At 37.1% G+C, this 22,871-nt stretch carries 22 protein-coding genes; 11 read left to right on the top strand and 11 right to left on the bottom strand.

Annotated features, from left to right (window positions below):
• The first annotated feature begins 22 nt into the window (after positions 1–22).
• Positions 23–952, top strand: a complete 930-nt coding sequence (locus C9E89_RS03695) for a CysB family HTH-type transcriptional regulator (RefSeq protein WP_107007079.1) — start codon at positions 23–25, stop codon at positions 950–952.
• Between the two features lie 177 nt (positions 953–1,129).
• Entirely contained in the window at positions 1,130–2,347 is a 1,218-nt protein-coding gene (locus C9E89_RS03690) for an outer membrane protein transport protein (protein ID WP_107007078.1), read from the top strand.
• A gap of 81 nt (positions 2,348–2,428) precedes the next feature.
• Here C9E89_RS03690 and carO read toward each other — a convergent pair whose 3' ends face one another.
• Complete coding sequence (gene carO / locus C9E89_RS03685; RefSeq protein WP_107007077.1) at positions 2,429–3,172, bottom strand: ornithine uptake porin CarO; 744 nt, start codon at positions 3,170–3,172, stop codon at positions 2,429–2,431.
• 299 nt (positions 3,173–3,471) lie between these two features.
• On the opposite strand from carO, the gene dapD reads away from it, so the two are divergent.
• The 6 genes from dapD (at position 3,472) to C9E89_RS03655 (ending at position 7,566) form a co-directional block, all read left to right on the top strand.
• Complete coding sequence (gene dapD, locus C9E89_RS03680; protein WP_107007076.1) at positions 3,472–4,293, top strand: 2,3,4,5-tetrahydropyridine-2,6-dicarboxylate N-succinyltransferase; 822 nt, start codon at positions 3,472–3,474, stop codon at positions 4,291–4,293.
• A gap of 115 nt (positions 4,294–4,408) precedes the next feature.
• A complete protein-coding gene (queE, locus tag C9E89_RS03675) occupies positions 4,409–5,119 on the top strand; it encodes a 7-carboxy-7-deazaguanine synthase QueE (protein ID WP_107007075.1) in 711 nt (236 codons plus the stop codon).
• Between the two features lie 119 nt (positions 5,120–5,238).
• Positions 5,239–5,907 carry a 7-cyano-7-deazaguanine synthase QueC gene (gene queC, locus C9E89_RS03670; protein ID WP_107007074.1) on the top strand — a complete coding sequence of 223 codons (669 nt, stop codon included), beginning with the start codon at positions 5,239–5,241 and terminating at the stop codon, positions 5,905–5,907.
• 16 nt (positions 5,908–5,923) lie between these two features.
• A complete protein-coding gene (locus C9E89_RS03665; protein WP_107007073.1) occupies positions 5,924–6,331 on the top strand; it encodes a hypothetical protein in 408 nt (135 codons plus the stop codon).
• A 72-nt stretch (positions 6,332–6,403) separates the two neighbouring features.
• On the top strand, positions 6,404–7,105 hold the full coding sequence (locus tag C9E89_RS03660) for a Dph6-related ATP pyrophosphatase (protein WP_213069626.1): 702 nt from the start codon (positions 6,404–6,406) through the stop codon (positions 7,103–7,105).
• A 2-nt stretch (positions 7,106–7,107) separates the two neighbouring features.
• Positions 7,108–7,566, top strand: a complete 459-nt coding sequence (locus tag C9E89_RS03655; protein ID WP_107007071.1) for a peroxiredoxin — start codon at positions 7,108–7,110, stop codon at positions 7,564–7,566.
• A gap of 51 nt (positions 7,567–7,617) precedes the next feature.
• Here C9E89_RS03655 and C9E89_RS03650 read toward each other — a convergent pair whose 3' ends face one another.
• The 8 genes from C9E89_RS03650 to C9E89_RS03615 all read right to left on the bottom strand — a co-directional run bounded on the left by C9E89_RS03650 (position 7,618) and on the right by C9E89_RS03615 (position 16,177).
• Positions 7,618–8,859, bottom strand: a complete 1,242-nt coding sequence (locus C9E89_RS03650) for an alpha/beta hydrolase family protein (RefSeq protein WP_107007070.1) — start codon at positions 8,857–8,859, stop codon at positions 7,618–7,620.
• A gap of 125 nt (positions 8,860–8,984) precedes the next feature.
• Entirely contained in the window at positions 8,985–9,872 is an 888-nt protein-coding gene (gene ubiA / locus C9E89_RS03645; protein ID WP_107007069.1) for a 4-hydroxybenzoate octaprenyltransferase, read from the bottom strand.
• A gap of 14 nt (positions 9,873–9,886) precedes the next feature.
• A complete protein-coding gene (locus C9E89_RS03640) occupies positions 9,887–10,387 on the bottom strand; it encodes a chorismate--pyruvate lyase family protein (RefSeq protein WP_107007068.1) in 501 nt (166 codons plus the stop codon).
• 186 nt (positions 10,388–10,573) lie between these two features.
• Positions 10,574–11,419: a diaminopimelate epimerase gene (gene dapF / locus C9E89_RS03635; RefSeq protein WP_107007067.1), complete on the bottom strand. Its 846-nt coding sequence runs from the start codon at positions 11,417–11,419 to the stop codon at positions 10,574–10,576.
• A gap of 13 nt (positions 11,420–11,432) precedes the next feature.
• Entirely contained in the window at positions 11,433–12,677 is a 1,245-nt protein-coding gene (lysA, locus tag C9E89_RS03630) for a diaminopimelate decarboxylase (RefSeq protein WP_107007066.1), read from the bottom strand.
• 34 nt (positions 12,678–12,711) lie between these two features.
• A complete protein-coding gene (gene lptM, locus C9E89_RS03625; RefSeq protein ID WP_107007065.1) occupies positions 12,712–12,930 on the bottom strand; it encodes an LPS translocon maturation chaperone LptM in 219 nt (72 codons plus the stop codon).
• 118 nt (positions 12,931–13,048) lie between these two features.
• A complete protein-coding gene (locus tag C9E89_RS03620) occupies positions 13,049–14,614 on the bottom strand; it encodes a hypothetical protein (RefSeq protein ID WP_107007064.1) in 1,566 nt (521 codons plus the stop codon).
• 165 nt (positions 14,615–14,779) lie between these two features.
• Complete coding sequence (locus C9E89_RS03615; protein ID WP_107007063.1) at positions 14,780–16,177, bottom strand: amino acid permease; 1,398 nt, start codon at positions 16,175–16,177, stop codon at positions 14,780–14,782.
• Positions 16,178–16,595: 418 nt separating this feature from the next.
• On the opposite strand from C9E89_RS03615, the gene C9E89_RS03610 reads away from it, so the two are divergent.
• The 3 genes from C9E89_RS03610 (at position 16,596) to C9E89_RS03600 (ending at position 20,588) form a co-directional block, all read left to right on the top strand.
• Positions 16,596–17,951: an alanine/glycine:cation symporter family protein gene (locus tag C9E89_RS03610; protein WP_107007062.1), complete on the top strand. Its 1,356-nt coding sequence runs from the start codon at positions 16,596–16,598 to the stop codon at positions 17,949–17,951.
• A gap of 132 nt (positions 17,952–18,083) precedes the next feature.
• Complete coding sequence (gene radA, locus C9E89_RS03605; RefSeq protein ID WP_107007061.1) at positions 18,084–19,472, top strand: DNA repair protein RadA; 1,389 nt, start codon at positions 18,084–18,086, stop codon at positions 19,470–19,472.
• Positions 19,473–19,592: 120 nt separating this feature from the next.
• Positions 19,593–20,588: a Tim44 domain-containing protein gene (locus C9E89_RS03600; protein ID WP_107007060.1), complete on the top strand. Its 996-nt coding sequence runs from the start codon at positions 19,593–19,595 to the stop codon at positions 20,586–20,588.
• A 71-nt stretch (positions 20,589–20,659) separates the two neighbouring features.
• On the opposite strand, the gene C9E89_RS03595 is transcribed toward C9E89_RS03600, so the two are convergent.
• Both C9E89_RS03595 and C9E89_RS03590 read right to left on the bottom strand, forming a co-directional pair.
• Positions 20,660–21,352, bottom strand: coding sequence for an aspartate/glutamate racemase family protein (locus C9E89_RS03595; RefSeq protein WP_107007059.1), 693 nt, complete (start codon positions 21,350–21,352; stop codon positions 20,660–20,662).
• A gap of 134 nt (positions 21,353–21,486) precedes the next feature.
• Positions 21,487–22,662 (bottom strand): S1C family serine protease, encoded by a 1,176-nt coding sequence (locus C9E89_RS03590; RefSeq protein ID WP_107007058.1) that lies wholly within the window; start codon positions 22,660–22,662, stop codon positions 21,487–21,489.
• Positions 22,663–22,871 lie beyond the last annotated feature (209 nt).

Genomic DNA, 22,871 nt, shown 5'->3' with positions numbered 1-22,871 from the left:
CCATGATTGAGGTATCCACACAATGAACTTTCAACAATTACGAATTATTCGAGAAACGGTTCGACAAAATTATAATTTAACTGAAGCTTCTGCTGCTTTATACACCTCACAGTCAGGTGTAAGTAAACACATTAAAGATTTAGAAGATGAACTCGGTGTGCAATTATTTGTACGCAAAGGTAAACGTTTATTAGGTTTAACTGAACCTGGACAAGCTTTACTGAGTATTGTTGAACGCATGCTCATCGATGCAGATAATATTAAACGTCTTGCTGATGATTTTAATAAAGTGGATGAAGGCACATTAACTATTGCAACAACACATACACAAGCACGTTATGTGTTACCTCCAATCGTTAATTTATTTAAAAAAGCTTTTCCTAAGGTTCATCTGATTTTACAACAAGCGAGCCCTGTTGAAATCTCTGAAATGTTACTTCTTGGTTTAGCTGATATTGGTATTGCAACTGAGTCTCTCACCACCGAAGATAATTTAGGTAGCGTTCCATTTTATGAATGGAAACACAGTATTATTACGCCACAAGATCATCCTCTGAGTAAACTTGACGCGAAAGAAATCACACTAGAAAAATTGGCAGAATATCCAATTATTACCTATCACGGTGGGTTTACAGGTCGTTCTAAAATCGACAAAGCCTTTCAAGATGCCGAGTTAGATGTTGATATTGTGATGTCCGCACTAGATGCTGATGTCATCAAAACCTATGTTGAACTAGGTATGGGTGTCGGTATTGTCAATGATGTCGCTTATGACCCAGAACGCGACCATCGTTTAAAACAAATTGATACCGATATTTTTGGAATCAATACGACATGGATTGCTGTACGTAAAGGGCATTTGCTACGTGGTTATGGTTATGAGTTTATTTCTCTATGCTCACCTGAAGCTGATATTAAAGCACTCAAGAAAATCGCCTACCCTGAAGACTAAATAGACGCATAGTAAACAGATTTATATAAAAGAGAGCACTATTGCTCTCTTTTTAATTTTCACATTCAAAATCATACAATTATTCATTCTAATTATTGCGCATTATAAAAAATAGACCTAAAATATTTGTATAAAAAAAAACCAATTTACTTTTTAAGATAAGGTCAAGGTCATTACATGAATATTCAGTGGTTAGGGACAGCTTCGTTAGGAATGCTACCTGTATTTTGCATGGCTGCTGGATTGGAAAAATCAGACCAATCTATTCATGCCTTTTTAGAAGGTGGTAACTATTTAGAATTATCTTACGCACAACTGCATGCCAATGTATCAGGTCAAGTCAGTCATCAAGAAGAATTACAAAAAATTGGCGTACAAGATTTTTCAACAGGTGACTTAATTCAACCTTATTCTATGCTCAATGCCGCAATCAAAATTCAATATCAACCTAAATTATCCTTGGCTTTTATTTATGACCAACCTTACGCAGCAAACTTAAAATATGATTATTCACCACATACAACACTTGGAAAACAGTCTTTAGAATCCGCTCAATTCGATGTTAATAGTCATAACCTTTCCAGTATTTTTGGCTATCAACCCACACCGAATTGGAATATTTATTCAGGCTTTGCAATTCAAGATTTTAAAGGTTATTTAAATCTAAATGGCTTATCCTATTCGGTGATGAGTGGTTATGAGGCTCAATTTAAACCTGATACAGCCTTAGGTTGGATTACAGGCTTAAGTTATCAGCGACCAGAATATGCCTTACAAGCAGCGATTACTTATCGTTCTGAAATCAAACATCAATCACATATTAATGAAAGTATTCAGGGGCAAACTTTGCTCTATACTCCAGAGCAATCAACAACAATTAAAACACCACAATCTATTAATATTGATTTTAGGTCAGCACTTAATAAAAATAACTTGCTCTATAGTTCATTACGTTGGGTTAATTGGAAAAATTTTGAAATCCAACCCACTCAATTTGACGCCATTTTAAATACAGTGGTAGAACAATATCCAGATTTAGTACAACATTTTAACTTAATTGATTATCAAGATGATCAATGGTCTGCGAAGTTAGGTATTGCGCATCGTTTTACTGAACAATGGGTCATGTCTACAGATGCTTCATGGGATTCAGGGACAGGAAATCCCGCAGGAACCTTAAACCCATCAGATGGTTATTATGCTTTTGCTTTAGGTGTTATGTATTACCCACGACCTAAGAGTTTCATCGCAACAGGTGTTAAATATTTTAAACTACAAAAAGCTGATGTAATGAATCAATCGACCTTAATTACAGGTAATCAAAATACCAACCTAAACACTGTCAATAACAATGATGCTATTGCCTATGGTTTACGTATAGGACATTTTTTTTAATTATCGAATATTTAAGATTGAATGCGTAAAAATCAAAAAACGAGCCGAAGCTCGTTTTTTATGTATGAAAGAAGGCTTGTTTTACCAGTGGTAACTCACACCAACTTTACCTACAGGCATCCATTCATATTTATCATCATTTGCAATTTTATTAGATTCATTTGCAAGTTCTTGATCTAAATTATGACCTACAGTTGAGCTAGCTGAACCAGATACTGCTTGAAGGTTTACTTTTGGATTACCTGTATAGTAAGCACCTACTTCACCAAAAACGCCAATGTTTTTAGTAATTTTTGGCGCAAAACCAAGACCAACATAAGGTGCTATATCATTATCATATGATAAATTACCTTTAATTTGTGTACCATTAGGACCTGCTTGGAAGTCTTTATGATTCACAGTAAAATTACGACCAGCGTTTACATTACGGTTTAGATCATAATCATTATCAACATAGCCTACACCCGCTGCTACATATAAACCTTGAGCCCATACATTTTGACTTGCACCCCAAGGGCGGAATTCAGCATTTAAATAAGCAAGGCTGTTATCCATATCCATATCATATGTTGAGCCATTTACTTTAACATCATCTGACCATGAAATATCACCGCCATTATAACCTAAAGCCAAACCTACGTATGGATTAGCAGTCCAAAGTAAGGCACCACCATAACCTGTTGTACCAACTTCAGCACGTACACCTGTTGGAATGAGTTGGCTTTTATCAAATGTATAACCACTATGTACAACTTGGTCATCAGCCATAGCAAAACAAGATGCAGATAATGCTGTTGCTACCGCTAATACTTTTAACATTTTCATAGATGTCTCCTCAGAAAGCATTTCTTCTTTAATCATTCGTATATTTTTGACTCAAATTTATAATATGTAAAAATTACCTATCAAAAAATATGCATATTGATTAACTTTTGTTAACTTTTGATACAATTATGCATAATTATTTGTTTTTAGGTGCTTTACATCTATACAAAACTAGTATTTTTATGCTTATGCAATACAACCTTTTTCCAGTATGATATTTTTCTATAAAAAGCTGTTTTTTTATCTCATTTAATCACTTTTGGTGTAGAATCTTCGACAAACTTTTTTGGAAAAAGATCATGTCTCAGCTTTCCACTCTTATTGAGCAAGCATTTGAAGACCGTGCTAATTTCACTGCTGCAACATGTCCAGCAGAAATTCGCCAAGCAGTTGAGGAAGCAATTGCAGGTTTAGATAATGGCTCACTTCGTGTAGCAGAAAAAATTGATGGTGAATGGGTTGTTCACCAATGGCTTAAAAAAGCTGTTTTATTGTCATTTAAAATCAATGACAATAAGCCAATTGAATCTTGTGATCTGCGTTTTTACGACAAAGTTGATACTAAATTTAAAGGCTGGACTGAAACACAATTCCAAGAAGCGGGTGTTCGTGTTGTTCCTCCTGCTGTTGCACGTAAAGGCTCTTTCCAAGCAAAAAATGTGGTCTTGATGCCTTCTTATGTCAACATTGGTGCTTATGTAGATGAAGGCACAATGGTTGATACATGGGCAACTGTAGGTTCATGCGCTCAAATTGGTAAAAATGTTCATCTTTCTGGTGGTGTAGGTATTGGTGGTGTATTAGAGCCACTTCAAGCAAACCCAACAATTATTGAAGATAACTGTTTTATTGGTGCACGTTCTGAAATTGTTGAAGGTGTTATTGTTGAAGAAGGTTCTGTGATTTCAATGGGTGTCTTCATTGGTCAATCAACGAAAATCTATGACCGTGCAACTGGTGAAATCCATTATGGTCGCGTACCAGCAGGTTCAGTTGTTGTTGCAGGTAGCCTACCTTCTAAATGCGGTACTTATAGTTTATATGCTGCTATTATTGTGAAGAAAGTTGATGCTCAAACTCGTTCTAAAACCAGCTTGAACGACTTACTTCGCGAAGACTAAGTTTCTATTCATTTTTAAATAAAATTTAGTCCTTCCTCATCTCTACGCTCAGTGATGAGCGTGGAGATTTTTATTTTGTAAGCTGTGGTACTCTTTGTAATCTGTGGTAAAAGTCATGAATTCTCTACGTTCTTCAACTATTCCTGTTTCTGATCCGTCTGCGGGGCTACGTATCACGGAGATTTTTTATTCTTTACAAGGTGAAGCCAATGCTGCTGGTTTGCCTACGGTATTTATTCGCCTCACAGGTTGCCCATTACGTTGCACGTATTGTGATACAACGTATTCTTTTGAAGGTGGCGAACGTCAATCTTTAGACCACATTATTCAAACCACTTTAGATTTTAAAACACCTTATATTTGTGTTACTGGGGGCGAGCCACTTGCTCAACCCAATGCACTTCCCTTAATGACTCGTCTTGCTGACTTAGGCTGTCATGTATCGCTAGAAACCAGTGGCGCCTTAGATGTATCTAAAGTAGATGCTCGTGTATCTAAAGTGCTTGATCTAAAAACACCAACATCAGGTGAAATGCAGCGTAATTTAATCAGCAATCTTGATCATTTAACCCAACTCGACCAAATTAAATTTGTTATTTGTAATCGTGAAGATTATGAATGGGCAAAACAGCAAGTGGCAGATTTTGCTTTAAACCAAAAAGTGAGTACTGTTTGGTTCTCGCCCGCTTTCGCTGTAGAAAAAGGTGCTGTCCGTTTACCTCAATTGGCACGTGACTTGGCACAATGGATTTTAGAAGACCATCTCCCTGTACGTTTCCAATTACAATTGCATAAACTGCTTTGGAATGATGAAACTGGTCGTTAATACCTTTATTTTTTGATGCATTACTTTTTCTGATGATTGTTATTTTTCAATAAATGTGTAATTTCATTTTGAAGTAATAATCTATCTTTTTGAAAAAGTTCAATATTTGGAGTTAAAATATGCGCTCTCGTGCCGTAGTCTTATTATCTGGTGGCTTAGACTCAACAACCTGCTTAGCTTGGGCGCAAGCAAATTATGACTGTATTGCGCTAAGCTTTATGTATGGTCAACGTTCAACAACCGAGTTAGATGCGGCTCGTGCCATCGCTCAACAAGCGGGTGTTGAACATCGTGTGATTAACATAGATTTAGGTAACTTAGGTGGCTCAGCCCTTACAGACCATAACATTGACATTCCAGATCATGAAACCGATGGTATTCCTGTAACTTATGTTCCAGCACGTAACACTATTTTCCTTTCATATGCACTCGCTGCCGCAGAAGTTTTCGACGCTCAAGCCATTGTCATTGGAATTAATGCTGTTGATTATTCAGGATATCCTGACTGTCGCCCTGAATTTATTGACGCTTTTGCTAACATGGCACGTCTTGCAACTAAAGTGGGTGTTGAAGGAAAACCACTTAAATTTGAAACACCTCTGTTACATTTATCCAAAGCGAATATAATACGCTTAGGCATAGAACATGGCGTAGACTATAGTCAAACGGTCTCATGTTATCAAGCAGATGACCAAGGACGTGCTTGTGGAATATGTGATAGCTGCCGCCTTAGAAAACAAGGTTTTAATGATGCAGGTGTTACCGACCCAACACGTTATATACAGTAATAACAAGGTACAGTTTATGAAAAACTTAAAATCGGGTCTCATTCTTTCAACTTTATTTTCTACAGTAGCATTGTTTGGTACTACGGCTCAGGCAGACAATAATGCATTACAACAAGCATATAAAAGCAGCAACGTAAAGTCTGCATTGATTGGTGTATGTAAAACTGAAACTGCAAAAGGCGGTAAGTTAACCAGTGCTGAAGTCAGCAAATATTGTTCTTGTGCAATTGAGTCCGATGGTAAATTAACCAATGACCAAAAATGGCAAATTCAAAGTGCCATCAATCAAAAGAAAAGCCCATCAACTTTAGCTTTTGTTCAAAAACAAAATCAAGAACTTCAATCATGCTTTGGTCCTCAGTTAACAGGTAAATTAAAAACTTTAACTGAAGCTGCAATGAAAGCTGCTCAAGCACAAAAATAAAATTTGGTATGTGTAAAAGCCTGCTTTATGCAGGCTTTTTTATCATTTGGAGTCAATCAATTAGATCATATTATGCACAAATTTATTCCAAAACCCTTGCAACAGCGTAAATTTGTTGCTTCTTATAGTGGTGGTAAAGACAGCAGCCTTGCGCTTTATCATGCAATGCAAACAGGTACGCCTGTTGCCTTAATGATCATGCTAGAAGAACAAGGTCTACGTTCACGCTCCCATGCAATGCCTCTTGAGATTATTGATGCGCAAGCTGCAGCATTAGGTTTGCCTATTTTAAAAGCAGCTGCCACATGGGAAAATTATGAGCATGAATTTTTACACATGCTAGATGAAGCAAAACAATATGGCGCTGAGATTTTAGTAACAGGAGATATTGATTTACTTGGACATGCACAATGGAATCAATCTATTTGTGACCGTCAAGATATCGAGTTATGTATGCCTTTATGGCAAAAACCACGTCTTGAGGTTGTAAAGGAACTTATTTCATTAAATTTTAAATGCATTGTGGTTACTATTAACTTAAATCTAGGTATGAAAGTTGAAGACCTTGGGCGTGTTTTAGATCAAAGCTTTGTTGATGAGTTATTAGCACGTCATATCGACCCGTGTGGTGAAGCAGGTGAATTTCATACGACTATGATTGATGCACCTATTTTCAAACAACCACTTTCTGTGGTTAAAGGTGATATTCTGTATCATGAAAATTATGCTTTTTTAACATTGAAACTAGAGCATGAACAACATTTTAAGGAATGAGCATGACTGAAACGATTCAACTCCCAACACAAAATTTTTTAAGTACAACAGGCGAAATTAACCTTTCTGAACAATCAACGGATTGGTTAATCATTTATTTTTATCCAAAAGATAATACGCCAGGTTGTACGACACAAGCCGTTGGATTTTCTTGTTTAAAAGATCAATTTGATGCTTTAAATACTACAATTATTGGGGTTTCTCGTGACTCAGTAAAAACGCATCAGAACTTTACTGAAAAACAGGCTTTAACGATTGACTTGATTAGTGACAAAGATGAAGTGTTATGTCAGCATTTTGATGTCATTAAAGAAAAAAATATGTATGGTAAAAAAGTCATGGGTATCGAACGCTCTACTTTTATTTTCCATAAAGGTCAATTGGTTAAAGAATATCGCAAAGTCAAAGCAGCAGGACATGCTGAAATTGTTTTAGAAGATTTAAAAGCTCTACAGAAGTAGTTTTTAAAAGGGCTTAAAATAAAATTTTTAAGCCCTAACGCCCTTAAATGATTATTTTGCAGGCATTTTTTCTTTAATAAATTTTACAAGTTCAGGATTCATTTTTACAATCGCTTCTGTGTGGCTCGCACCTTCTACAGGCAAGAAAGTAACATCTGTCCCTAATGCTTTTAGATTTTTTTGCAATTGATCTGTAACTGCATAAGGTACCGCCCTATCCTGTGTTCCTTGGATAATCATGACAGGCGTATTAATTTTTTTGGTGGCTGGTTGGTTATCTGCTAAAAACTGTTTAACAGTAGCATTATTTTGAAAATCTTTTACTAAGCTTGGATAATCAAGCACAGTTTTTGTCGGATTACTTGATAAATAAGCTTTAATATCATCTGCAAATTTATTATGTAAATCTATCAAACATAAGCCATTTTCACCAGTTGTTCCTTCTGCAAATTCTGCTACTGTACGTGAGCGTTCTTGGAATAATTCACGATAATTAAACTTAGGCTCATATGCAGTAATACCTACCGTTGTATACGCCGCATATGCTAATAACTCTGCTTGAATATCAATCGCTGTGCCTTTAGGAACTGCACCTACAGCTTCACCTAGTAATACTTGTTGAATTGCTTTTGGTGCAACTTCCGAAATAATATAGCCAAGACTTGAAGCAGGTGCACCTGCGACTGCACCTTTATAATTAACATCATCAGCAGCAAATTCAGCCGTACCTAAAGAAGCATGCCCTCCTTGAGATTGACCAACAGACATCCATTGACCATTTATACGATTTGTATACTGTTCTTTATATGCCTTAACTGCATAAATTGCTGAATTAGCTGCACTCTTTAAATTAAGATATGGATGTATACCTGCTGTACCAAGACCTTCATAATCAGGTGCAACGATTACATAGCCTTCTTTTAATAAACTTTCAGCCATTGTTTTAAAACGTGGATTAAAAGCATTATTACTTGGTGCACAACTGTCTCCAATACCTACTGTACCATGCTCCCAAACAACGACACGCCAACCATCTTTTGGTTGTGCTGTATTAGGCACAAAGACCATTGCTGTAGCTTCTTTTGTTTGTCCTGAGGCTGTTGGCATTTTATAAGACATAACCTTCACAGAAGCCGCATTTGAAATTTTATCTAAGTTATATGTCTTTTCTGAAACATATGTTTTATTACTTGACCATGAATAATCATCGTCATCATCGTCATTACACCCCGCAAAAAAGAGAACCGAACTACAACTCAGTGCGATAAGTGATTTTTTAAGTAAGTGTTGCATAGTTACATCCTCATTGTTGTTTTTTCGCCCTTCATGAGCACTTACCTAATAAAACACAAAAAAAAGTACCTTACTAGGGTACTTTCCATGAAAATGTAATGTTTTCATCGTTTGTCTTTAAATTTTTAATTTTTAAAATATAAAGCAATAAATATACCGACAAAGATAATAAAACCCACCCAACGATTATGACGAAATGCCCAAAAACAGCGTTGTGGGTCGCGGTCATTGGTTTTTGTCCATTGATAAATAAAATCTGCAACAACAATAATTAAAGCAATCAAGCCATAAGGAAATAATAAATTTTCTAAATATAAAGTTGCACCAATTAAAAGTACGCTGATTGCTTGTAATAGTGAAATAATTTCGATGTCATATTTACCAAATAAAATGGCTGTTGACTTCACACCAATTTTTAAATCATATTCACGGTCAGTAATCGCATATTGTGTATCATAAGCCACTGTCCAAGCCAAATTACCAAAATAAAGTAACCAACATGACCAATCCAAAGGCTTGCCCATCGCTGTAAAAGACATTGGAATACCCCATGAAAATGCCATGCCTAAAACCACTTGTGGTAAATGCGTATAGCGTTTCATAAATGGATAAATAAATGCCAATACCAAACCTGCCAATGCACAATAGAACGTTGCAATCGGTAAGAAAAACAATGTACAAGCACTTGCAACCACCAAAGCAATAAAAACCCAAATTGCTTCTTTGGCTGAGATTACACCTGTGGCTAAAGGTCTATTTTTGGTTCGTTCTACATGCGCATCCACCTTGCGATCTGCAAAATCATTAATTGCACAACCTGCTGCACGCATGAAAATCGTACCTAATACCATAGCAGTTAATGTCACAAGATCAGGAATTCCCCCTGCTGCAATCCATAACGCCCACATCGTTGGCCAAAAAACCAACTCTGTACCAATTGGTTTATCAAAACGGCACAAATAATAATAAGCTTCTAAACGATCACGCCATGAGGTTTGTTGCAGAGTTCTCATGAAAATATAACACCTTATTTCAATGACTTACTTTCAATAAACTGCTCAAAAGTAGGTAAAAAAGTTTCTTGCACAATAAATTTACAGCCATGCCAAATATAACAACTTTGACGTGTCCAGCCATCTTCCAAAAATAACACTCGACGTTCACACGCTGGTTGTGTACGTTGAAATAAAAATCGACCTATAGGTTGTCGCCCAATATGCTGAAATAAACGAGCACGTTTTTGTAAGCTTAAAATCGGGAAAATACTTTTTGCTTTCACCCAAGCATCTGCATCACAACCATATAAAAGGCTTTCACGTACCCATGCTGTATGTTGATACGGCATCTGCATCCATTGACTATCAATAAATGTTAAACGTTGAAAATGTTCCTGAGTAGGCACAACCTTAAATACACCACCTGCAAATTCAGTCAGTTGTTGTGTAAGCGAACCTTCAGCATAAAGCCATTTTTTTAAATGTTCAGGAATATCAGAAATCTGTTTGGGACAGGAAGCAATCAATGTCATTTCCTTGAAATGTTAAATAAAGAAAAGCATCATTTAGAATAATCACAAAATAATGTCAATTTTTATAAAGTATATCAAGATGGTGACAAGCTGTGTTGTTATTGCCCGATTCTCATAAAAAATCTAGGCAATAACACAGTTTTGTAGGGTTAAATGATCTTTAACCTAAAGAAAAATAGATAAAACTTAACCTTGGAAATAACGTAAATCTAAACGACCTTCATAAACATTTGCAGTTGGACCTGTCATCCAAACCACATCGCCTTCTTTCCATTCAATGTGTAATGTACCGCCTGCAAGCTCAATTTCCACTTGATTAGACAATAAACCGCGACGTATGCCCGACACTGCTGCAGCACAAGCACCTGTGCCACATGCCATAGTTTCACCTACACCACGTTCAAAGACACGCAAACGCGCATGTTTTTCATCAATGATTTGCATAAAGCCTGCATTTACACGCTGAGGAAAACGCGCATGTGACTCAACTTGACGACCAATATTTTCAACATCAGCCGTTAAAACATCAGAAACCACGGTGACTGCGTGCGGATTTCCCATGTTGACAACATCAATCGTCAACTTTTGTTCATTGGCTAAATCGATGTCATATAAAGCATCTGCTTCTTCCGCAACAAATGGGATTTCCACAGGTAAAAACTTCGGATAGCCCATATTGACACGTACCCAACCATTTGCACCAATCTCAGGCTCTACAATTCCTGCACAGGTTTGCACCTTAAATTTGGTTTTATTGGTTAACTGACGCTCATGTACAAAACGCGCAAAACAACGTACACCATTACCACACTGTTCGACTTCAGAACCATCTGCATTGAAAATACGATATTTAAAATCGACATTTGGAAAATCAGGTGGTTCAACGATCAATAGTTGGTCAAAGCCCACACCAAAATGACGGTCAGCCAAACGACGAATTGTAGCGGTATCAAAAAAAGCACGTTGGCTGATCAGGTCAACCACCATAAAGTCATTGCCCAAGCCATGCATTTTAGTAAATTCTAATAACATCTTCATTTACTCCTTAAGGCAATAACTGTTCATTTTCCCAAAGTGATTCAATGGTTTCACGCTGACGAATCACATGTGCTTGATCGCCATCCACCATGATTTCAGCAGCACGTCCACGACTGTTGTAGTTTGAGCTCATCACAAAGCCATAAGCCCCTGCACCCATAACTGCCAAAATATCATTTTCTTGTAATGCTAAATCGCGCTCTTTTCCTAAGAAATCACCCGTTTCACAAATTGCACCGACAAGATCCCATGTTTTTGTTTCAACATCGGTATGAGGTGTAACCGCTTGAATGTCCATCCATGCTTGATATAAAGACGGACGAATTAAGTCATTCATTGCTGCATCAATAATTGCAAAATTACGATGATTGGTCGGTTTCAACAAATCAACTTTGGTCAGCAATACACCTGCATTGGCAGAGATACTACGACCTGGCTCCATATACACTTTTAAGCCAAGTTTTTCTAAAGCAGGACGCATTGCATTGGCATATTCAGTCACTGTAGGCGGTGTTTCATCTTTATAGGTCACACCTAAACCACCACCAATGTCGATGTGTTTTAGATTGATGCCAAGTTCTTTTAACTGTTCAATCATGGCAATCACACGATCAAGTGCATCGACAAAAGGCTGCGTTTCTGTCAACTGTGAACCAATATGACAGTCGATGCCCACAACATCAAGATTTGGTAAAGACGCTGCATATTGATAGGTTTCAAAAACGACATCTGAAGGAATACCAAATTTATTTTCTTTTAACCCTGTTGAAATATACGGATGTGTTTTCGCATCTACATCTGGGTTTACACGTAAAGAAATCGGCGCTTTTTTGCCAAGTTGTGCTGCAACTTTTTGAATACGATCAAGTTCAGCATAAGATTCAACATTAAAACAAGCAATGCCCACTTCTAAGGCTTTTTGAATGTCTGCTTCTTGTTTACCTAAACCAGAAAATACGATTTTTGAAGCATCGCCACCTGCGGCTAACACACGTGCAAGCTCGCCACCTGTCACAATATCAAAACCTGAACCTAGTTTTGCCAGTACATTCAATACCGCAAGATTTGAGTTTGACTTCACCGCAAAACAAATTTGATGATCGATAAATTCAAAAGCTTTATCCATATCTAAATAATGTTTTTCAAACGTTGCTTTAGAGTAGACATAAAGCGGTGTGCCAAATTGCTGTGCAAGCTGATCTAAAGAACATTGCTCTGCATGCAATACCCCATTAATGCGGGAAAAACTCATGAATGTATCCTTTCAATAAAAAACTATAAAAGCTTTAGTTAGTGGTGACTTCTGATGCAGCAGCAACATCGACTGAATCTGTCACCTTACGATCTGAATGAGATGCCTTAGGCGCTGCATTTGGATAAAGCAAATATTTTGCACGTTGATCGTAATTTGGGTCATTTGGAAGTTGTAAAGCGCCTGATTGACCACACGCTGTTAATAAGAGACTTATTGACAACAAAGCGATTTTGTTTGAAATAGCGCGCATCTGTATATCCAATACAATGTTTGACCAAAGTATAGCGTGATCATTCAGATGATAAAAGTCAAAGCCTATGATTTACTCATCGGCTTTTAACATAAGTGAAATTGATAAATTTGCTAAATTATTCTGTATGCTCTCCAACACTGTCTAATGCTTTTTGAATCGCATTTTTAGCAATGTCATAAGATAAATGCCCGTATAAATCATGTAAGGCTTGTCTGCCACTTTCACCATGCTGTAATAATATATAGATGGCTGTATTTGCTAAATTGGTGCTATTTGCACCGATCCCCGCAATTTTACGATAACCAATCTGTACAACACGACTTAATAATGCAATCACTTCTGGTTGTGTAGGCAATAACAATAAAAACCACAACACGCCTTTCAAGGTATTTTCATTTTTACTGTCAAATATACGCATATTTCGCGGTGAATTTTGCTCAATCAATGTCATCCATCCTGACACACGCTGTACATAAGCATCCTGAATGGATGACTGTAAAATTTCTTCGGCTTTTTTTAACCATTTTTGACTGGGTTTTTTCGCACCTACATTGTCTACATGCTGCCAAAATATCTGCCAATCTGCTTTTTTGTGTGTATCAAAAGCTGAAAATTCTTGTTGTAAAATATCCACCCAAACCAAAGGCATCTCACTATAAAATGCCCTGCTTGGCGTCACCGCAGATAACGGTAATTGATATTCGATATCTGCATTTTGCGCAGAACTGAGTGTATTTTGCTGCGTAAATGCTACTGCCAACTCACTGACTTTGTGTTGAATTTGTTCCAAACGGCGCATAGCTATAGATTGGGTACTATGTTTGGTAAACTGAATCTGTACCATCGCATCTACAATGACACGATTCAATTGTTGCGCTTTGGCAACTTTTTCAATTGAAAATGCTAAATGTAAAATAAAAGGTTTGGCATAAATCATTTTTTGAATAATTAAATCAAAATTTTGCACTAATTTTTCTAAAATTTCAGCTTGATTTAAACGTTTGTCTTTTTGCTCCATTAACACAAAAAATAACTGCTTACTGACCCAATAGTGAAAATACGCTTCTTTTTCAATCGCAAATAAAAATAAATTTAAAATTTCTTCAGGATATGTTTTCACGATCTGCAATTGTAAGTCTTTGATTAAAGGCTCACGCTCATCATAATTCAAAGCCTGATAAGGACCTAAAAGGTCAATATATGCATCCAATAAATCAAGTAAGCCTGCTGGAAAATGAAAATCCCCCTGATGATAAAGCTGTTGTAAATCCCATAATTCTTGTGTTTTTTCTAAAATCTCTTTGAGATTTAACAGACCTTTTACCAAATATTCATGATAGGTATGCTGCCTTACAAAATAGGGTTTACCCAAATCATATAATTCATTCAATAATGCAATGAGTTGTTGCCTTTGCTCAGGATGATCTCGATAAAAATTCGCAATCGCTTGTGCTCTTGGTACATAATGAATTTTATATTCAGAAATCGGCAAAACTGCTTCTAAACTTTCGATATAGTCAACACACAATGCCAACAATGCTGAAGGCTGCTGCTGATATTTTTCCTGAATTAAGCTTAACCATGTTTGATATCCTGCTCTAATTTCATGATTATGTGCCAGTCCATGCACACGTTGTATGTCTTGCAAATGTCTTTGTAAATATTCTTGATCATGACTCATGTTTATTTTCCCCCTTTTTATTTTGAATCAATATTTTAATATAGAGATTTGTTACCTTCTAGAACAAAAAATAAATCATAAATAGTATAACGACATTCTTCATCGCATAAAAAATACCCTATGAAAACATAGGGTATTTTAAAATTTCATTACGAAGAATAAGCACTATTTTTTCTTATAAAAAAAGAAATAACCGATGGCTAAAATCACCAACCATATTGGACTAACACGTAGAGCTTGTGCAGTAACTTCATCTTTTGATAGGACATAAATCATTCCAATAAAGAATAAAATCACCACATAACACGTTAGAGGACCACCGGGTAATTTGAAAATAGATTTTTGATGTAATTCTGGGCGAGTTTTATAATAAACCAAATAACTCCACAAAATAATAATCCAAACCAAGATAAATAAAATTGTAGATAAGGTTGTTGCTAAGGTAAATGCTTTCACAGTATCAGGTACAACATACTGTAATCCAGCACCTAACAATAAACATACACCAGAGAAATACAAAGCATTCGCAGGAACAGCACGACCATTCAACTTGCCAAAAGCTTTCGGACCTTGTTCTTCACGAGATAAACCAAACAACATTCGACTTGTAGAAAAGACACCGCTGTTCATTGATGACATCACAGATGATAACACCACTAAATTCATAATAATTGCGGCTGCGGCAATACCAGCTTGACTAAATAAATTAACAAACGGGCTGACTTGCGGATCAATCAAATCCCATGGCGTTACTGACATCACAATAACCAACGCCAATACATAAAAAATAATGATACGGACTGGAATTGAGTTCACTGCTTTTGGTAAATTTTTCTCTGGATCTTTGGTTTCTGCGGCTGTAGTCCCGACTAATTCAACACCAACAAAAGCAAAAATTGCAATTTGGAAACCCGCAAGAAAACCATCAAAACCTTTAGGGAACATTCCACCATGATCCCATAAGTGTGTAAATGAAGCGACATGCCCTGTTGTAGATGTAAAATCAGTAAAAATCATCCACAGACCTACAGCAATCAAAACTAGAATGGCGATAATTTTGATTAAGGCAAACCAAAACTCTAACTCACCAAAAAGTTTTACTGTCACCAGATTCAGCCCCATAATGAAGAAAATTGCAGCAATACTGATCATTGCCCCTTCAATAGGTGAAAATGCTTCACCACCATTAAAAAATTGTAAATAATAAATAATGGCTGATAAGTCTGCGATTCCGATTGTGATCCAGCACAACCAATACGTCCATCCAACAAAATAACCTGCCCAAGGACCAATTAAATCAGTGGCAAAATCAATAAACGACTTATATTTCAAGTTAGAAAGTAATAATTCGCCAAGCGCGCGCATGACAAAAAACACCATCAAACCAATGATCATATAAATAAATAAAATCGAAGGACCCGCTTTACTAATGGTCGAACCAGAGCCCATAAATAGCCCCGTACCAATCGCACCACCAATTGCAATCAACTGCAAATGACGGTTGGATAAACTCCGTGCGAGCTCCCCATTTTCATTGGAGGAAGTGTAATTTCCGTTTGACATTTTTAATTCATCTTTCGTGTTAACTCGCACAAATTAGCTTAATTTTGCAAAAAAATAAAAAAAAATATTCGACTTGATTACTTATTGCACATCTGGTTTTTAAAGTGTTTTCCATTTTTTACCAATCAATAATTTACTGATTTTATTTCACTTTACGAATTACTATAAAAATCAACCATTAAAACTGACTGCATTTCTACAAAATTTAAAATCTGAAATGACTTGTAACTTAAATAAATCTATGTCAAAAAAGAAATCATTGGAAAAAACAATATGTCCTTATGCGCTTGTTTTATAAAGTTCATATTATTTCAGTGATATGAATTCAAAGATAATAAGTAACAAAACACGGATGGCATAGCTTTTGCTTTTTAGAGCTAAGCTAAATTCAGAATGGAAATAACAAAGAAGAAGTATTATGCAAAATTTACAATCCCTGATGGAAACACTTAGCGGCTGGGTATGGGGTCCATACATGCTCATTCTTATTGTGGGTACAGGTATTTTCCTGACATTTCGGCTACTGTTTTTACAATTTCGTTTATTGCCTTTGGCATTCAAACAAGTTTTTGGCAAACATGACAAAGCGAAAAGTGCAGATGGCGACATTTCTCAATTCGCCGCCTTAATGACCGCATTATCTGCCACTATCGGTACAGGTAATATTGCAGGGGTTGCAACTGCATGCGTACTTGGTGGACCAGGCGCGGTTTTTTGGATGTGGATCACTGCTTTAGTCGGTATGGCAACAAAATATGGAGAAGGTGTTTTAGCTGTTAAATATCGAATCAGCAATGAAAAAGGCGAAAAATCAGGCGGTCCAATGTACTACATTGAACGTGGCTTAAAATGGAAATGGTTGGCTTTAATTTTTGCACTATTTGGTACTTTAGCTTCATTTGGTATTGGTAGTTCAGTGCAATCGAATACTGTCGCTTTAGCTGTAGAAAATAGCTTAGGTATCCAAACATGGATCACGGGTATTGCCATCACTGCTTTTTCTGCTCTTGTGATTTTAGGAGGAATTAAATCCATTGCTAAAGCAGCATCTTTTATTGTGCCTATCATGGCTATAGGCTATGTACTGGGTGGTTTAGTAATTATTTTATCCAATCTTGATTTGGTTATGCCTGCTTTAAGCCTGATTTTTCGTGATGCATTTACAGGTGAAGCCGTTGCTGGTGGTGCAATTGGTGCTGTGATTCGTTATGGTGTTGCCCGTGGTGTCTTTTCCAATGAAGCAGGTATGGGTTCTGCGCCTATTGCTGCTGCTGCGGCAAAAACTGATCATCCTGTACGTCAAGGTCTAGTTTCAATGACAGGTACATTTATTGATACCATCATTGTATGTAGTATTACAGGCATCGTGTTGGTCATGGGTTATATCATGGCAGGCAACAGTTTTGGTGCTGAAACAGGTGCTGTACTCACCACACAGATTTTTGACCGTCTTCTACCGGGTGTTGGTGGTTGGATCGTGACATTTGGGATTATTTTCTTTGCTTATTCGACTATTTTAGGTTGGTGCTATTATGGTGAAAAATGTGCGACCTATTTACTTGGTGAAAAATTTGTTCTGATTTATCGCATTATTTATATTGCCAGTGTTTTCGTGGGAACTGTGGCTACACTCGATCTGGTTTGGCTATTTGCAGATACATTTAACGGTTTAATGGCTGTACCGAACTTAATCGCATTACTGTTACTTTCTGGTGTGATTGCCAAAGAAACCAAAGATTTTATTGCTAAACGTAAATCGGGTGAGTTGTATTAAATACTTCAAAATTTAATCCCCTATTTCCACATAAGAGCGACTTAAATAGTCGTTCTTTTTGATTGGCTGACTGTGGAATCAACAAAATCTATTGTATAGTCAAAATAATTTTCATGTGTACTGAACTTATTTATGGCTAAAGTTAAAACTGTTTATCGTTGTGAACAATGTGGTACAGACCATTCTAAATGGGCAGGTCAATGTTCAGACTGTGGTGAATGGAATTCTTTAACTGAAGTACGTATTGAACCTGCTGTAACACATCGTGCCAAACCAATGGGCGGTGGTTATACAGGACAAGCGGCAAATGTTACTTTACTCAATAAAATCACAGTATCTAATGAAACACGCTTAGCAACGGGAATTAGTGAATTTGATCGTGTTCTTGGTGGTGGTCTGGTCACAGGTTCAGTGGTATTAATTGGTGGTGATCCTGGTATTGGTAAGTCCACCATTTTATTACAAACAGCAACCCACATGGCGGCTGTAAATAACTCTGCTTTATATGTCACAGGTGAAGAATCACTCTCTCAGGTTGCCCTGCGCGCAAACCGTTTAGATTTGCCTACAGATAAATTACAAGTCATGGCAGAAACCTGTGTAGAGCGTATTTGTGAAACCTTGGCGCAACTGCGTCCATCCGTTGCAATTTTAGACTCAATCCAAACTTTATATACTGAAACGCTACAATCTGCACCTGGTGGTGTTTCACAAATCCGTGAATCTGCCGCACTCCTCACTCGTTTTGCTAAAAATAGTGGAACTGCTTTATTTATTGTGGGTCATGTCACTAAAGAAGGTTCTCTTGCAGGTCCTCGTGTACTTGAACATATGGTTGACTGTGTCCTGTATTTTGAAGGTCAGTCTGACTCACGTTATCGTATGATTCGTGCCGTGAAAAACCGTTTTGGTGCGGTGAATGAACTCGGTGTGTTTGGTATGACAGACAAAGGGCTAAAAGAAGTTGCCAATCCATCAGCAATTTTTCTTAGTCGTTATGATGAAGCCATTCCTGGTTCTGTAGTCATGATCAGTCGTGAAGGTACACGCCCACTTTTGGTTGAAGTGCAAGCCCTAGTAGATGATGCTCACGGTCAACCCCGTCGTGTCGCCTTAGGCTTAGAGCAAAACCGTTTAAATATGTTACTTGCTGTGATGCACAGACATGGTGGTGTACAAACTTCAGGACAAGATGTTTATGTCAATGTCGTCGGTGGCTTAAAAATCACTGAAACAGGCTCTGACTTGGCTGTATTACTGGCATGCGCTTCTAGTTTACGTTCCAAAGCACTTCCCCAACAATTAGCCGTATTTGGAGAAGTTGGCTTATCAGGTGAAATCCGTCCTGTACCGAATGGTCAAGAACGCTTAAAAGAAGCCATCAAACATGGCTTTAAATTTATTATTGTGCCACGTGCCAATGCACCACAAAAACCTATTGCTGGTGTACAGATTATTGCTGTTGCTCGTTTACATGAAGCTTTAACTGAAGCGATTCAATTAAGTGATGAACATAGTTAAAGAAATCGTTGTTTTTATGTGAATAACTGTGCAAAAAACTGTCGATCATTCTTGATATTTCTCCTAAAAGGCGTCATATATAGAAGTTATATTTCTCGTTATATTGAATAGGAAAACGCAATGGAAGTTCGACAGCGTAGTTTAATGGCTGGTGTATTAATGGCAGCATTGGTGGTTGCACCTTTAGCAGAAGCTAAACGAGCAGGTGGTGGTAAAAGTCATGGCATGAGCCGTTCCGCTACGCCAAGTCAGTCTTATTCACAACCGCGACAAGCTACGCCTGTACAACAACCGATGCCTGCTCAAAATACTCAACAGAAGTCAGGTTCTGGTGTAGGTAAAATGGTTGCTGCTGGTGTTGCAGGTGCAGCAGTCGGTGCAATTGCCGCAAATGCAATGGCGGATGACAACAATACAAATCCTCAAGCACAAACCAATGATGCCGAGTTAGCAAAACAACAAGCTGCTGCTCAGCAAGAAGAGGAAAAAGGTGGAATCCCAAGTTGGATTTGGCTCATTCTCATTGCGGGTGGTGCTTTCTTCTTGTTCCGTAAATTTGGTGCAAAAAAAAAATTAGCAGCAACTAATCCATACGCACCAAATAATGCAGGTTCAACAAACGCTCCTTTTGGTAAATCAACTGCACCAAATCACCAAGACAATACCAATATTTTTGGTCAGTCGGTGGCAGGTGGTGCAGCAACTCAAGCACCGTTTGGTTCTGCATCAACACAAAGTGGCAATCAACTTCCAGATGGTACTGAACCTGCGGCATTTTTACGTATCGCACGTCAACGCTTCAACCATATTCAGTCTATGAATACAGCAAGTAATATTAGTGAGATTCAACGTTATTTAACACCTGATCTTTATCAGTCTATGTATAGCGATATCATGGCAAATCAAGATCAAGACGTTGCTGAATTCTCTAATTTAAATGCAATGGTGACAGATTCTGCGACTGAAAATGGACAATACATTGTCAGTGTTCGTTTTACAGGTACAGTGAGTGAAGACTTAAATAGTCAACCTGTGCCTTTTACTGAAATTTGGCATTTTGTTAAACCAGCAGGTTCTACACAAGACTGGCTCGTTGGTGGTATTCAACAAGCATAATTTTAATTTTCCAATCAAAAAACCAGTGCTCGCCACTGGTTTTTTATTTTTAAAACAATCATTTATAAAAATTAATTCGATAAAGAAAACTCAACCAAAGCATCAACATGAATATGTGTAGTATCAAAAATAGGAACTTGCAAATCTTGTTGTTGAATCAGTAAACCAATTTCTGTACACCCCAAAATAATACCTTCAGCACCTTGCTGTAACATCGTTTGAATGATCCTTAAATATTCATGTTTAGATGATGCATTTATTTTGCCACGACATAATTCCTGATAAATGACATCATGAACAATCATTTGATCGGCAAGTGTTGGCGTTAAAACCTCAATGCCTTGTGCAATGAATCTAGCCTTATAAAAATCTTGCTGCATAGTGAATGCAGTGCCCAATAAACCCACACATTGAATATTTTGTTTTTTGATGACCTGAGTGGTTGCATCAACAATATGTAAAAAAGGGACTTGAACTGCACTTTCGATTTGTTCAGCAACTTTATGCATCGTATTGGTACATAGCGCAATCACCTCTGCGCCAGCGAGTTCCAACTGCATTGCGAGTTGTGCAAGATATTGCCCTGCTTCCTCCCAACGATTTTCTCTTTGTAATTGTTCAATTTCATGAAAATCAACACTACTTAAAATCACTTTTGCAGAATGTAAACCACCATATGACTGCTGAATTTTACGATTGAGTTGTTGATAATAAATATCTGAAGATTCCCAACTCATTCCACCAAGTAAACCAATTGTTTTCATTTTCAGTTCATTCATCGCATTTTATGGTTAATTTTTTAACATAAATGCTTTAGAAGACCAAACAAATCGTGAGACAGTAATTTAAAAGCCAACAAAAAGCCCTGAAAAATCAGGGCTTTTTAGACTATGTCATGTTAGCGTTTAGGCAAAGGAATATATTGTGAATCAGTTTGCTCAATCTGACGTTCACCCACTTTCACATTTAAATCAAGTGTTTCTTGTCCACGTACAACTTCAACTTTGATATGTGAATTTGGTGCTTGTAAAGCAACGTAATTAATTAAATGTGATGTTGAAGTAATCACTTCATCATTGACTTTAACAATGCGATCGCCAATTTTTAAGCCAGCATCGGCAGCAGGTCCTTGTTTCAGTACGTCTGCAACCACTACACCTGTTTGACGTGGAGCAAGAACATCGACTTGCGCTGGTGGAACTAAACTAATTCCTAACCAACCACGAATTACTCGACCATCTTTTAAAATAGAATTTAAAACTTGTTGACAAATTTTTGCAGGAATCGCAAAACCAATGCCTAAAGAACCACCTGATTGTGAGAAAATCGCAGTATTTACCCCAATCAAATTACCTGCAACATCAATCAATGCCCCACCAGAGTTTCCAGGGTTAATAGCTGCATCTGTTTGAATAAAGTCTTCATAAGTGTTAATTCCTAAGTCAGAACGACCTGTTGCAGAAATAATACCTTGTGTGACGGTTTGCCCCACCCCAAAAGGATTACCAATCGCAAGAACAACATCACCAACTTCATTACCACTGAGTTTAAACGGTAATACAGGCAAACTCTCTAATTCAATTTTAATAACAGCCAAATCTGTATCAGGATCAGTTCCAATGACTTTAGCCTCAGCCCGACGACCATCTTGCAATGCAACCACAATTTGATCTGCTTGTGCAATCACATGATTATTCGTCAAAATATAACCATCAGGACGAACAATCACGCCTGAACCTAAACTATTTTCATTTTGCCCTTGAGACTGTTCAGGAATTTGATTACCAAAAAACTCACGGAATGCAGGATCATTTAACAATGGATGATTTTGTTTTACTTTTTGTGTTGTAAAAATATTAACCACTGCTGGCGCTGCGACTTTTACCGCAGCATTATAGGAAACCACACCACCCGTACGAGATGTATCAACTAATGGTTCAACCTTTTCAGCTGGCATTTTTACACCATCTGATGCAATTGGTGCTTTTGGTTGTTGTAATTTTTGCCATACAGCAAAACTAATAATTACTAGGATGAGTAACACCCAAGGTAGCCATGTAAAGGTGCGGCGCACTTTTTCGCTCCTCTTCAGAATTTTTTAATTCATTGATGTGAAAGTATTTTCAATATTGTAATCTAATTCAATAAATAAACCTAAAAAACACAAAGAGTTTTGTTCAGCTTTAGTTACAATTTACAGTTAGGTTTAACCTTATGTTTGTTTAGTCATGATTTATATTTCATATAATCAAACTCAGCAATGTACATTCCCATATCATCTAA

It is taken from the genome of Acinetobacter sichuanensis (assembly GCF_003024515.2).
Classification (GTDB): Bacteria; Pseudomonadota; Gammaproteobacteria; order Pseudomonadales; family Moraxellaceae; genus Acinetobacter; species Acinetobacter sichuanensis.
Note: the sequence above shows the minus strand (reverse complement) of the source record. Positions and strands in the feature narration are given on the sequence as shown.